This window comes from Streptomyces sp. NPDC001744 (assembly GCF_042892575.1).
Taxonomy (GTDB): Bacteria; Actinomycetota; Actinomycetes; order Streptomycetales; family Streptomycetaceae; genus Streptomyces.
On sequence record NZ_JBIAUG010000004.1, the window covers coordinates 291,462 to 303,539 of the forward strand.

At 71.8% G+C, this 12,078-nt stretch carries 12 protein-coding genes and 1 riboswitch; of the genes, 3 read left to right on the forward strand and 9 right to left on the reverse strand.

The genetic code is table 11. From position 1 onward, the window contains the following. Positions 1–25 precede the first annotated feature (25 nt). From ACFYZY_RS07515 to clpS, 7 genes are all read right to left on the reverse strand, one after another. On the reverse strand, positions 26–811 hold the full coding sequence (locus ACFYZY_RS07515) for an ABC transporter ATP-binding protein (RefSeq protein WP_388690380.1): 786 nt from the start codon (positions 809–811) through the stop codon (positions 26–28). Continuing rightward, positions 808–1,815, reverse strand: a complete 1,008-nt coding sequence (locus ACFYZY_RS07520) for a FecCD family ABC transporter permease (RefSeq protein WP_388690634.1) — start codon at positions 1,813–1,815, stop codon at positions 808–810. The genes ACFYZY_RS07515 and ACFYZY_RS07520 overlap by 4 nt, the downstream gene beginning before the upstream one ends. Positions 1,816–1,901: 86 nt before the next feature. Continuing rightward, positions 1,902–2,879 carry an ABC transporter substrate-binding protein gene (locus tag ACFYZY_RS07525; RefSeq protein WP_388690383.1) on the reverse strand — a complete coding sequence of 326 codons (978 nt, stop codon included), beginning with the start codon at positions 2,877–2,879 and terminating at the stop codon, positions 1,902–1,904. Between the two features lie 60 nt (positions 2,880–2,939). Beyond that, positions 2,940–3,011, reverse strand: a riboswitch (cobalamin riboswitch). 45 nt (positions 3,012–3,056) lie between these two features. Further along, positions 3,057–3,482, reverse strand: coding sequence for a Mov34/MPN/PAD-1 family protein (locus ACFYZY_RS07530; protein ID WP_388690386.1), 426 nt, complete (start codon positions 3,480–3,482; stop codon positions 3,057–3,059). A 76-nt stretch (positions 3,483–3,558) separates the two neighbouring features. Then, positions 3,559–4,977: an amino acid permease gene (locus ACFYZY_RS07535; protein WP_388690389.1), complete on the reverse strand. Its 1,419-nt coding sequence runs from the start codon at positions 4,975–4,977 to the stop codon at positions 3,559–3,561. 327 nt (positions 4,978–5,304) lie between these two features. Further along, positions 5,305–5,889 carry a DUF2017 domain-containing protein gene (locus tag ACFYZY_RS07540; RefSeq protein WP_388690392.1) on the reverse strand — a complete coding sequence of 195 codons (585 nt, stop codon included), beginning with the start codon at positions 5,887–5,889 and terminating at the stop codon, positions 5,305–5,307. Next, on the reverse strand, positions 5,889–6,194 hold the full coding sequence (clpS, locus tag ACFYZY_RS07545) for an ATP-dependent Clp protease adapter ClpS (protein ID WP_388690395.1): 306 nt from the start codon (positions 6,192–6,194) through the stop codon (positions 5,889–5,891). Before clpS ends, ACFYZY_RS07540 begins: the two co-directional genes overlap by 1 nt. Before the next feature lie 101 nt (positions 6,195–6,295). Here clpS and ACFYZY_RS07550 point away from each other — a divergent pair, with 101 nt between their 5' ends. Both ACFYZY_RS07550 and ACFYZY_RS07555 read left to right on the forward strand, forming a co-directional pair. Then, positions 6,296–7,624, forward strand: a complete 1,329-nt coding sequence (locus ACFYZY_RS07550) for a nicotinate phosphoribosyltransferase (RefSeq protein ID WP_388690398.1) — start codon at positions 6,296–6,298, stop codon at positions 7,622–7,624. A gap of 255 nt (positions 7,625–7,879) precedes the next feature. Then, positions 7,880–8,476, forward strand: a complete 597-nt coding sequence (locus ACFYZY_RS07555) for an isochorismatase family protein (protein ID WP_388690401.1) — start codon at positions 7,880–7,882, stop codon at positions 8,474–8,476. 58 nt (positions 8,477–8,534) lie between these two features. Here the strand turns inward: ACFYZY_RS07555 and ACFYZY_RS07560 are convergent, their stop codons facing one another. Both ACFYZY_RS07560 and ACFYZY_RS07565 read right to left on the reverse strand, forming a co-directional pair. Beyond that, positions 8,535–8,846, reverse strand: a complete 312-nt coding sequence (locus ACFYZY_RS07560) for a hypothetical protein (RefSeq protein ID WP_388690404.1) — start codon at positions 8,844–8,846, stop codon at positions 8,535–8,537. A gap of 121 nt (positions 8,847–8,967) precedes the next feature. Further along, positions 8,968–11,412, reverse strand: coding sequence for an immune inhibitor A domain-containing protein (locus ACFYZY_RS07565; protein WP_388690407.1), 2,445 nt, complete (start codon positions 11,410–11,412; stop codon positions 8,968–8,970). Positions 11,413–11,763: 351 nt separating this feature from the next. Here ACFYZY_RS07565 and ACFYZY_RS07570 point away from each other — a divergent pair, with 351 nt between their 5' ends. Continuing rightward, entirely contained in the window at positions 11,764–12,042 is a 279-nt protein-coding gene (locus tag ACFYZY_RS07570; protein ID WP_388690410.1) for a hypothetical protein, read from the forward strand. Positions 12,043–12,078: the final 36 nt, after the last annotated feature.

Consider the following 12,078-nt stretch of genomic DNA (forward strand, 5'->3'; position numbering starts at 1 on the left):
CCGGTCCGGGTTCCGGAATGTGATCTCACATGATGGAAGGTTCCTGACCGCCTGCCGGACCGTGCAGGTAGACGACGGTCGGGCTGCCGGTCCTGGGGTGCGGGATCACGTCCGCCCCGACCCCGTAGACGGCGTCCAGGAGGGCGGGGGTGAGGACCTCGGCGGGGGTGCCGCCGGTGACGACCCGGCCCCGTTCCAGGACGTAGATCCGGTCGCAGTACGCCCCCGCCAGGTTGAGGTCGTGGAGGGCGAGCAGGTTGGTGGTGCCCAGGGCGCGGACGAGGGCGAGGACGTCGAGCTGGTGGCGGACGTCCAGGTGGTTGGTCGGCTCGTCCAGGACGAGCAGGGCCGGGTCCTGGACGAGGGCGCGGGCGACCAGGGCGCGCTGGCGCTCGCCGCCGGAGAGGGTGGGGTACGCGCGGTCGGCGAGGTCCGTGAGGCCGACGCGGGCGAGGGCGGCGGCGGTGCGTTCGTGGTCGGGGGCGGTGTCGCCCTCCCAGAAGCGCTTGTGCGGGGAGCGGCCCAGGGCGACCAGTTCGCGGACGGTCAGCTCGAACTCGGCGGCGCTGTCCTGGGGAACGGTGGCGACGCGGCGGGCGCGGGCCCGGGGGCCGAGGGCGCGCAGGTCGTCGCCGTCGAGGAGGGCGCGTCCGGCGGTGGGGGCGAGGGTGCCGTAGACGCAGCGCAGGAGGGTGGTCTTGCCGCTGCCGTTGGGGCCGATGAGGCCGACGGTCTCGCCGGGGCGGACGGTGAGGTCGACGGAGCGGAGGCGTTCCCCGTACGAGAGGCCCTCCAGGCGCAGGCCGGTCACAGGAGCGCTCCTTCCGGGCGGCGGCGCATCAGCCAGAGGAAGAACGGGCCGCCGGTGAGGGCGGTGAGGACGCCGACGGGGAGGTCCTGGGGCGCGGTGACGGTCCGGGCGCCGAGGTCGGCGAGGACCAGGGCGAGCGCGCCGCCGAGCGCGGCGACGGGCAGGAGGCGGCGGTGCGGGGCGCCGACGGCGAGCCGGGCGGCGTGCGGGGCCATGAGGCCGATGAAGCCGACGGCTCCGCTGGCGGCGACCATGACGGCGGTGAGGAGGGAGACGAGGACGAAGACGGCGGCGCGGAAGCGGGCCGTGTCGAGGCCGAGGACGGTGGCGTCCTCCTCGCCGACGAGGAGCAGGTCGAGCGGGCGGGCCAGGGCGAGCAGGGCGCCGGTGCCGAGGAGCAGGACGGCGGCGGGCAGGACGAGGGTGTCCCAGCGGGCGCTGCCGAGGCCGCCGAGGGACCAGTACAGCGCTTCGCGGAAGTGCTCGGGGCGGCCGGCGGCGGCCAGGATCAGGGTGGTGAGGGCGGAGAGGACGTAGGAGACGGCGACCCCGGCGAGGACGAGCCGGGGGCCGGTCATGGTGCCGCCGCGCCGGGCGAGTCCGTAGACGAGGACGAGGGCGGCCAGGGCGCCGGCGAAGGCTCCGGCGGGCAGGGCGAGGGTGGTGGTGACCCCTCCCCCGACGCCGACGACGAGGACGAGGACGGCCCCGGCGGAGGCACCGGAGGAGATGCCGAGGAGGAAGGGGTCGGCGAGCCGGTTGCGGACGAGGGCCTGGAGGACGGCCCCGGCGACGGCGAGCCCGGCGCCGACGACGAGGCCGAGCAGGACCCGGGGCAGCCGTACGTCGAGGACGATCGTCCGGTACGGGGAGGGGCCCGACCGTCCGGTCAGGGCGTCGAGGACCTGTCCGGGCGGGACGGCGACGGAGCCGAGGGCCAGGGAGGCGAGGCAGGCGGCGGCCAGGGCGAGCAGGAGGCCGGTGACGACGGCCGGGAGGCGCATCCGTCCGGGGGCCGGGGCGCCGGGGCGCGGGGCCCGCGCCGGGGCGGCCGGTTCCTCCGCCGTGCTCACGGCGCGGGTCCCGGCGCTCATCGGGCGGCGGCCGGGTGGAGCTGGGCGGCCAGCTTGCCGACGGCGGCGGGGACGCGGACGCCGAGGACCGTGTCGGAGAGGGGCAGGACGGCGAACCGGCGGTTCCTGATCGCGGGGACGTCCCGGAGGGCGGGGTCGTCGAGGAGCCGCTTCTTCTTCTGCTCGACGGTGGTGGAGCCGTAGTCGTAGAGGACGACGACCTCGGGCCGGCGGGCGACGACCTGTTCCCAGGTGGCGTCGCCGAACGCCTTGTCGAGGTCGGCGAAGACGTTGCGGCCGCCGGCGCGGGTGATCATCTCGTTGCCGATGCCCTTGCCGCCGGCGGTGAACGCGGTCTTGTCGCCGCTGTCGTAGACGAAGACGGAGACGGGCTCGACGCCCTCGATCCGCTTCTCGGCGGCGGCGAGGGCGGCGCGGGCCCCGCCGATCCACTTCTCGGCGCGGTCGGGGACCCCGAAGGTCCTGCCGACCTCGCGGACCTCGCGGTAGAGGTCGTCCACGGAGGGCGAACCGGAGGGGCAGTACTCGGTGTTGAGGCGGGTGGCGATGCCGGAGCGTCCGAGGTCGTCGCGGCCGCGCCCGTCCTTGGCGTCGAAGGCGGAGCCGTAGCCGCCGTAGACGAAGTCCGGGGCGGCGGCGAGCAGGGCCTCCCTGGAGGGGTACTCCTTCGCGAGGACGGGGACGGAGTCGTACGCCTTCCGGTAGGCGGGCAGGACCGCGTCGTCCAGGTAGGCGGTGCCGACGAGGGACTTCTCCAGGCCGAGGGCGAGCATGATCTCGGTGACGTGCTGGTTCATGGTGACCACGCGCTTCGGCGGGGCCCGGAAGGTGTGCTCCACACCGCAGTTGGCGACGGTGTACGGGAATCCCGGCGCGGCCTTCGCGGGCGGGCCGGCGGGTCCGGGGGCGGCCGAGCAGGCGGTGAGGAGCGGGAGCAGGACGGCGGCGAGTGCGAGCGGGCGGCGCCAGGACATGACGGAACGTTCCTCCTCCGGGGATTTCCACGTCCCCGTTCGGTGGTGCGGGCGGCAGGTCAGTTCCTGGCTTCCGCCTCCGGGGAGGCGGTCACAGTGGCGGGACCGTGCCGGATTCGCACCGGCTTCCTGGGTCCTGCCGCCCGTTGGGTTTCCGTCAGTGTCTCATCGGCCGCGTCACGCGTGGCTCTCGACGACCTTCACGTCCTCCTCGGTCACCACGCCGTCCACGATGGAGAAGGAGCGGAACTGGAAGGGGCCGGCGCCGTCGGTGTCGGCGGTGGAGACGAGGACGTAGTGGGCGTGCGGCTCGTTGGCGTACGTGATGTCCGTGCGGGACGGGTACGCCTCGGTGGCGGTGTGCGAGTGGTAGATGACCACGGGCTCCTCGTCCCGGTCGTCCATCTCGCGGTAGAGCCGGAGCAGGTCCGCGGAGTCGAACTCGTAGAAGGTGGGCGAGCGGGCCGCGTTCAGCATGGGGACGAACCGCTCGGGGCGGCCGCTGCCGGCCGGGCCCGCGACCACGCCGCACGCCTCGTCCGGGTGGTCCGCGCGGGCGTGGTCCACGATCTGGTCGTACAGGGTCCGGGTGATGGTCAGCATGGCGACAGGATAGACAGAAGGACCGTCCCGTACCGAGGGGTGGTACGGGACGGTCCGCAGGATGGGACGGGGCCGGTCAGGACCGCTTGGCGAAGGCGGCACCCTCGGGGTCGCGGGACTTCAGGACCAGGTAGGAGACGCCCAGGACCAGGGCCCAGACCGGCGCGCAGTAGAGGGAGACGCGGGCGCCCTCGTCGATGCCCATCATCACGACGACCATGCCGATGAAGAGGAGCGCGAACCAGCTGGTGTACGGGGCGCCCGGCGCCCTGAAGGAGGACTGCGGGAGCTCGCCGCGGTCCGCCTTGCGGCGGTAGCGGATCTGGCAGACCAGGATCATGATCCAGGCCCACATGCCGGAGATGGTGGCGAAGGAGACGACGTACTCGAACGCCTTGCCGGGGGCGACGTAGTTGATCCAGACGCCGACCAGCATGAGCGCGGCGGAGAAGGTGGTGCCGAGCAGCGGGATGCCGCTCTTCGTGAGCCGGGTGAAGAGCTTGGGGCCCTGGCCGTTGAGCGCGAGGTCGCGCAGCATGCGGCCGGTGGAGTACATGCCCGAGTTGCAGGAGGAGAGGGCCGCGGTGAGGACCACGAAGTTGACGACGGCGGCGCCGACGCCGAGGCCCATCTTCTCGAAGGCGGCGACGAACGGGGAGACGCCCGGCTGGAACTCGGTCCACGGGACGACCGAGAGGATCATGATCAGGGCGCCGACGTAGAAGACGGCGATGCGCCACGGCACGGTGTTGATGGCCTTGGGCAGGACGGTCTTCGGGTCCTTGGACTCGCCGGCGGTGACGCCGACCAGCTCGACGGCGAGGAAGGCGAACATCACGATCTGGAGCGTCATCAGGGTGCTGCCGACGCCGTTCGGGAAGAAGCCGCCCTGGTTCCACAGGTGGGCGACCGTGGCGGTGTCCCCGGCGTCGGAGAAGCCGACGGTGAGGATGCCGGCGCAGATCAGGATCATGCCGATGATGGCGGTGACCTTGACCATGGAGAACCAGAACTCCAGCTCGCCGAAGAGCTTCACGGAGATCAGGTTGGCGCCGTAGAGGACCACGGTGAAGACGAGGGCGGAGATCCACTGCGGGATGTCCCACCAGTACGTCATGTAGGTGGCGGCGGCGGTGACCTCGGTGATCCCGGTGACGACCCAGAAGAGCCAGTACGTCCAGCCGGTCACGAAGCCCGCGAAGGGGCCGACGAACTCCCGGGCGTACTCCGAGAAGGAGCCGGACACCGGGCGGTACATGAGGAGCTCGCCCAGGGCCCGCATGATGAAGAAGATCACCAGGCCCGCGATGGCGTACGCGAGGATGAGGCTGGGGCCGGCCTTGTGGATGGCCTTGCCCGCGCCGAGGAAGAGGCCGGTGCCGATGGCGCCGCCGATCGCGATCATCTGGATCTGCCGGGCGCCGAGGCCGCGCTGGTAGCCCTCGCCGCCGCCCACGGCCCCGTCGTGCTGCTTGTCGACCTGCACAGAGGTCATGGTGGTGCGCCTTTCTCCATGCTGATCCGCGCGACCACGAGTGCGTCGGTCACGGATCAGATCCTGATCCCCCCGGATGTGGATGGAGTGCCGCCGGCGGTCAGCCGGCCGAAGCGCCCTCGGGAACAGGGGTGGCGTCCCCGAGCGGTCGTGAAGGTGTATCACGCACCCGGAGGCGGCCTCCGGGTGCGCGGGTGGCGCGCACCACAGGGAAAGGGGAATCCGGCGCACCCAAGAGGACAAAGCGGACACTCCGATAACGTATTCGTTATCCGGATTTGAGCGTCCGCTGAGCGAACGGTCCCCGATGTCACCCCTACGGCCCCCTCAGGAGGGCATCAGGGTCTCCACCAGGGACTCCTGGAGCATCCCCAGCCAGAGGTACGCCATCACCATCGGCTTGCGCGGGTCGGAGTCCGGCAGCCGGTACAGCCGCTCGCTCTCCTCGTCGTCCGCGATCTCCAGGCGGGCCGCGATGGTCAGCCGGAGGTCGTTCAGCGTGCCGAGCCAGGCCCGGGACTCGTCCGGGGCGAGCTTCAGGACCCCGCCGCCCTCCTCCGCCCCGGCCGGGAGGGAGTCCAGGGCGCGCACCACCACGAGGGCGTCCTCGCGCTTGCGGGCCCGCAGGTCGTTCTCGGTGTAGCGGCGGAAGTCGGAGGCGGCCTCCCGCAGCTCCTCGGTGTCGTCCCCGTACGCGTCGGGGAAGAGGCGCCGCAGGGCGGGGTCGGACGGCGGCTCGCCGGGCCCCTCGGAGAAGAGCGCGGCCAGCGGGTCCGCGTCGGCCGCCGGCTCGTCGCCGGGGCCGATCAGCTCCAGGAGCTGGACGGCGAGGGAGCGGAGGATGGAGATCTCGACCTCGTCGAGGGCCACGGCCGCGCCGCCGCCGGGCAGCGCCTCGAAGCGGCCGGCCATCAGCCGCGGTCCTGGGTGAGGGTCGCCCAGAGCCCGTAGCCGTGCATCGCCTGCACGTCCCGTTCCATCTCCTCGCGGGTACCGCTGGAGACCACCGCGCGGCCCTTGTTGTGCACGTCGAGCATCAGCTTGTGCGCCTTGTCCTTGGAGTATCCGAAGTACGACTGGAAGACGTAGGACACATAGCTCATCAGGTTGACCGGATCGTTGTGCACGAGGGTCACCCAGGGCACGTCCGGTTCGACGACCGCCGTGACCCCTTCGGCCGGCTCCGTACGTTCGATCTCAATAGGCGCGACGCTCACTCACCCCATGCTGCCACTCCCGGGCCCCCCTCGCACAAACGGGCCACGGCCTCCCGAACAGAAATCGTCACTCTGACGATTTCTGGGTTAGCATCGCCGGCATGAACGCTGCGGACCTTGGGCTGCCGGTGGACGTTCCCTCCACCGCGCTCTTCACCGATCAGTACGAGCTGACCATGCTCCAGGCGGCCCTGCGGGGCGGCACCGCCGACCGGCACTCCGTCTTCGAGGTCTTCACCCGGCGGCTGCCCGAGGGGCGGCGCTACGGAGTCCTCGCGGGCGTCGGACGGGTCCTGGACGCCGTCGAGAACTTCCGCTTCGACCCGGCCGTCCTGGAGTTCCTGCGCGAGCGCGCCGTCGTGGACGAGCCGACCCTGGAGTGGCTGGCCCGCTACCGCTTCTCCGGCGACATCTGGGGCTATCCCGAGGGCGAGGCGTACTTCCCCGGCTCCCCCGTCCTGCGCGTCGAGGGCTCCTTCGCGGAGTGCGTGCTCCTGGAGACCGTGATCCTCTCGATCCTCAACCACGACTCGGCCATCGCGGCCGCCGCCTCCCGCATGTCGGCCGCGGCCGGCGGGCGGGACCTGATCGAGATGGGCGCCCGGCGCACCCACGAGCTGGCGGCCGTCGCCGCCTCCCGCGCCGCGTACGTCGGTGGCTTCGACTCCACCTCGGACCTGGCCGCGGGCTTCCGCTACGGCATCCCGACCGTCGGCACCTCCGCCCACGCCTTCACCCTGCTCCACGACAGCGAGCGGGACGCCTTCCGGGCGCAGGTCGAGACCCTGGGACGCGGCACGACCCTGCTCGTGGACACCTACGACGTGACCGAGGCCGTGCGGATCGCCGTCGAGGTGGCCGGGCCCGAGCTGGGCGCGGTCCGGATCGACTCCGGCGACCTGCTGCTCGTCGCCCACCGGGTGCGGGCGCAGCTGGACGAGCTGGGCGCCCGGGACACCCGGATCGTCGTCACCTCGGACCTCGACGAGTACGCCATCGCCTCGCTCGCGGCGGCCCCGGTCGACGCGTACGGGGTGGGCACGCAGCTGGTCACCGGCAGCGGCCACCCGACCTGCTCCATGGTCTACAAGCTGGTGGCGCGGGCCGCGTCGGCCGACCCGAAGGCGCCCCTCGTGCCGGTGGCCAAGAAGTCCCTGGGCGGCAAGGCGTCGGTCGGCGGGCGCAAGTGGGCGGCCCGCAGGCCCGACGCGGCCGGGATCGCCGAGGCCGAGGTCGTGGGCACCGGGCCCGTCCCTCCGGCGCTGGCCGGCCACCAGCTCCTGGTCGAGCTGGTCAGGGGCGGCGAGGTGGTGGGCCGCGAGCCGCTGGAGGCCGCCAGGGCCCGGCACATCGCGTCCCGTGCCGGACTGCCGATGTCGGCGATGCAGCTCTCGCGGGGCGAGGCCGTCCTGCCGACCGAGTACGTGTGAGAACCGCGTACGTGTGAGAACCGCGTACGGGGGAGACACGTGTCCGCGTGGGGACGCGCGCGTGCGCCGCGCGCGAGGGTCCGCGCGCGGCGGCCCGGACGGCGCCCGCCCCCTCCCGGCGTCCCGGTGACCGGCCGGGCCGCCGCCGGGCCGTCCGGCCGCCGGGGCCGTCCCCCTCCCCCGGGGGTGGGGAAGTCTCTAGGCTCGAACCCGTCCCCCTTCCCACCCCCCTCCGACGCGCTAAGGACACCCCCCATGCACCGGGCTTTGATCGTTGTGGACGTGCAGAACGACTTCTGCGAGGGCGGCAGCCTCGCGGTGACGGGCGGCGCGGACGTCGCCGCCGCCGTCACCGACCTGATCGGCCAGACGGCGGGCACCTCCTACCGGCACGTCGTGGCCACCCGTGACCACCACGTGGACCCGGGCGCGCACTTCGCCGCGCCCGGCGAGGAGCCGGACTACGTCAGCTCGTGGCCGGTGCACTGCGTGGCGGGGACGGAGGGCGTCGGCTTCCACCCGAACTTCGCGCCCGCCGTCGCCAGCGGGGCGATCGACGCCGTCTTCGACAAGGGCGCGTACGACGCCGCGTACAGCGGCTTCGAGGGGCGGGACGAGAACGGCCTGACGCTCGCGGAGTGGCTGCGCGCGCGGGACGTCACCGAGGTGGACGTGGTGGGGATCGCCACCGACCACTGCGTCCGGGCGACCGCCCTGGACGCGGCCCGGGAGGGCTTCCGGACCCATGTGCTGCTCGGCCTGACGGCGGGCGTGGCGCGGGAGACGACCGAGCGGGCCCTGGAGGAGCTGCGGGCGGCGGGCGTGGAGCTGACCGGCACGCCGGTGGTCTGAGGCCCCGCCGCGAGAGGAGCCGCCGGAGCCGTCTCCGCGCGGTCCCGGGCGCCGGGCGCTACGCCGCCGGCGCCTTCGGCAGCGACCGCACCGGGTGCCAGAGCTCCTGGTCGGCGCCCGGCGCGGACCTCCACAGCAGGCCGTCCGGATGGTGCAGGACGGCGGTGACCTCGTCCGGCGTGGGCGGTTCGCTGTTCCCCCGGAGGTAGACCGCGCGCAGCCCCAGGTTCCGCAGCCGGGTCAGGGCGCGGGCGCGGTTCGCGGCGTGGACCAGGAAGCGGACCTTGCCGCCGTCGCCGGCCGGGCTGGGCAGCCCTATGGCGACGACCACGCTGCCCCCCGGCAGCTTGCAGAACCCTCCGTTGGGCATGCGGAACCACTCCCCCGTGGGTCGGTGTCAAGAGGAAACGCGTCAGACGCACCTAAACACGATCGGCCGCCGCCCGCTAGAGGGCGACGGCCGATCATGCTTTGACCTGCGGTTTTACGGGTTACTTCGTGGACGGACCCACGCGGACCGTGATCGTCTCGCCGTTCTTCGGCTCCTTGACGACCTCGATCTTGGTGTTGGTGTCAGTTACCTGGACACCGGCGCGGGCGGTCTCCTGGAACCAGTAGGTGCCCTTGCGGTCGTCGAAGACCGGGTTGCCCGGCAGGGACGGCACGAAGGTCGCGACGTCCGCCTTGTGGAGCTGGAGGGCGTCGGTCCGGTAGGTGCCGAAGGTGGAGTCGTACGCCTGGACGCGGTTGCGCATCAGGGTGCCGTCCTTCCACTTCAGCGGGGCCGGGTGGGCGTCGACCGGGAGGATCAGGCCCTGGCCCGGGTGGACCGCGGTGTTGTTGTCCTTCTGGGACAGGTCCCACTTCCAGACGAGCAGGCCGTTCTGGTACGGGTAGTGCTCGACCCAGGTCGACTTGTCACCGGTGAACCCGAAGTTGTACGGGCCGACCTTCAGGGTCTCGTCGTACGAGGTGTACTGCCGGTTCTCGGCGATGTAGTACTGCTCGTACGCCTTGGTGAAGCCCTTGCCGACGCGGGAGAAGCCCTTGGCGGCCCAGCCGTTGTCACCGTTCTCGACGTTGTCGGAGAGGACGGCGGCACCGTCGGCGGTCACGGTGACGGCGTCGGCCGTGAAGCCCTTGCCGCCCGCGCCGCCGTCCGTCTGGTAGCGGAAGCGGAGGTCGACCTTCTTGCCCGCGTAGGCGGACAGGTCGTAGGCCAGCTTCTTGTGGGTCTCCGAGACGCCGGTCAGCGCCGGGGCGCCGGCCGCGTCGCGCGGGAGCGCCTTGCCGTCGGCGGTGCCGTCCAGGGCGGTCCAGTTGGCGCCGCCGTCGGTCGAGACCTCGGCGTACAGGTAGTCGTAGTCGAGCTCGATGTCGTACCAGCCCTGGAGCTCCAGGGAGGCGGACGACTTGCCGGTGAGGTCGACGGAACGGGTCAGGGTGTTCTTGAGGTCGTCACCCATCCCGCTCCACCACTGCGTGTTGCCCTCGGCGGGCGCGACGATGTCGGTGGTGACCTGCTTCTTCGGCAGCTCGACGATGAGCGCCTGCGGGTTCTTGGTGTTGTACTCGGCGACGCCCAGCTTGTGGGTGGAGTTCCACTTGCGGGCCTCGTCGGCGACCTTGGTGTAGTTCAGCCAGCCGAGCTGGAGCTTGTCCCAGGCGTTCATGTCGCCGGGCAGGTCGCCGATGGCGTCCTTGCCGCGGCCGAGCCAGGAGCCGGAGGACATGAGCGACCAGAAGCCGGTCGAGTTCTCGGCGCCCTTGAGGCCGGAGGTGTCGTACAGGTCCGGCAGACCGAGGTCGTGGCCGTACTCGTGCGCGAAGACGCCGAGGCCGCCGTTCTCCGGCTGCATCGTGTAGTCGCCGACCCAGATGCCGGTGTTGCCGATCTGCGTGCCGCCGGACTTGTTGTTCTCCGGGCCGGTCTTGCCCGCGCTGGTGCCGTACGCGTACCAGCGGTGGGCCCACAGGGCGTCGCCGCCCTGGGCGCCGCCGCCCGCCGACTCGTCCTCGCCCGCGTGGACGATCTGGAAGTGGTCGATGTAGCCGTCGGCCTCGTTGAAGTTGCCGTCGCCGTCGAAGTCGTAGCGGTCCCACTGGTCGTACTGCGCCAGGTCGGCCTTGATCTGGGCGTCGGTGCGGCCCTTGGCCTTCTGGTCCGCGGTCCACGCAGTGACACCGTCGCGGACGGCGTCCCAGACGTTGGAGCAGTTGCTGTTGCCGCAGTAGTTCGAGCCGTAACGGGCCTCGTTGTACTCGACCTTGACCCAGTCGGAGACCGCGCCGTCGACCGAGTAACGGCCGGAGGAGGTGCGCTCGTAGTAGGTCTTCAGCGACTGCTTGGGCTGGCCCTTGGCGTCCTTGCCGGTCCCGAAGTACAGGTCCTGGAAGTGCGCCTGGTTGTAGTCCGCCTGCCAGGCCGTGGAGTTGTCGTTCTTCCGGTCGGGCTGGGCTATGCGGTTGTGCAGCGGGCCGGGCGTGCCGCCGTACTTCGGCTTCGGCTCGGCCGTGTCGTCGTCGGCGCGGTCGACGAGGGTGGTGTTGTCCACCTTGTCGCCGAACTCGACGAGGATCGTGAAGATCTTGTCGGTCTTCTCGCGGCCCAGCTCGACGTACTTCTTGGCACCGAGCTTGACGACCTGGGAGCCACCGCGGCGCTCGACCTTCGCCTCGCCGCTCAGGACCTGCTCCAGGGCGGCCTTGCGCTGCTGCTCCTGCTGCTTGCTGTAGGGACCCTCGAGGTCGTGGTCGACCGCCGTCTTGTCGGCGTCCTGCCCGTGGCCGGGGGCCGGGTCGTGGCGGACGTCGGCCGGCGTCACGTTTCCGTGGTTGTCGGCCCAGGCGGTGGTGAACGTCGAGGCGGTGGCGGCGGTGGCCGCGAGCGCCACGACAACTGCGGACGCTCTGATCGCCCGTCGTCTGTTGGTCACTTGAAGTATGTCCTCCCCGGCGTCCGCGCCGGCGGACCGAAAGGTGGGGTGCCCGTCCGGCGGGTCGCGCGTCACAAGTGACGACATTCGACCGGAGTGAGGAGAGAAAAGACAGATCTTGACTTGGACATACCAACTGCACTATGCAGGAGCGATTTTCCGATAATCGAACATCAGATGGGCGCACGGCGAAGAATTCTTGACGATCACGTGACCCTGTGCGCCCCCCTGTGCACCGGCACCGGACGGGACCGGGCATACCCCGCGCCCCGTCCGGGCATCCACGGTCGTAGGGTCGGAGCGACGTCGCGAAGGCTTGGGGACTTGGGGACTCGAGGGGCGGTACTCGTCATGCAGCGTCCGGACACCGCGCGGCTCACCTGGGGTTCGGCCACCGTCGTCCTCGCGACCGTCGCCCTGCTGCTGCTCTCCGGCACGACGACCACTCCCGGCATCGCGGCGGCCTGTGCCGCCGGCCTGCTGCTCGGCGTTCTCGTGGCGGTGACGATGCCGGTGCGCGCGGGACGCGTCAAGACCTCCGGGGCCGTTCCGCCGGACCCCGGGAACGAGGAGGTCCGGGCCGCGGTCCCGCGCGTGCGCGCGGGGACCGGGACCCGGACCGGTTCGTAACGTTCCGTCCGTTCCGCCCGTTCCGGCGGAGGACCC

Bases quoted from the DNA above. Each gene is read 5' to 3' on its own strand.
- ACFYZY_RS07520 (WP_388690634.1), bottom strand. From the start codon at position 1,815: ATGCGCCTCCCGGCCGTCGTCACCGGCCTCCTGCTCGCCCTGGCCGCC.
- ACFYZY_RS07525 (WP_388690383.1), bottom strand. From the start codon at position 2,879: ATGTCCTGGCGCCGCCCGCTCGCACTCGCCGCCGTCCTGCTCCCGCTC.
- ACFYZY_RS07530 (WP_388690386.1), bottom strand. From the start codon at position 3,482: ATGCTGACCATCACCCGGACCCTGTACGACCAGATCGTGGACCACGCC.
- ACFYZY_RS07535 (WP_388690389.1), bottom strand. From the start codon at position 4,977: ATGACCTCTGTGCAGGTCGACAAGCAGCACGACGGGGCCGTGGGCGGC.
- ACFYZY_RS07540 (WP_388690392.1), bottom strand. From the start codon at position 5,889: ATGGCCGGCCGCTTCGAGGCGCTGCCCGGCGGCGGCGCGGCCGTGGCC.
- ACFYZY_RS07550 (WP_388690398.1), top strand. From the start codon at position 6,296: ATGAACGCTGCGGACCTTGGGCTGCCGGTGGACGTTCCCTCCACCGCG.
- ACFYZY_RS07555 (WP_388690401.1), top strand. From the start codon at position 7,880: ATGCACCGGGCTTTGATCGTTGTGGACGTGCAGAACGACTTCTGCGAG.
- ACFYZY_RS07560 (WP_388690404.1), bottom strand. From the start codon at position 8,846: ATGCCCAACGGAGGGTTCTGCAAGCTGCCGGGGGGCAGCGTGGTCGTC.
- ACFYZY_RS07570 (WP_388690410.1), top strand. From the start codon at position 11,764: ATGCAGCGTCCGGACACCGCGCGGCTCACCTGGGGTTCGGCCACCGTC.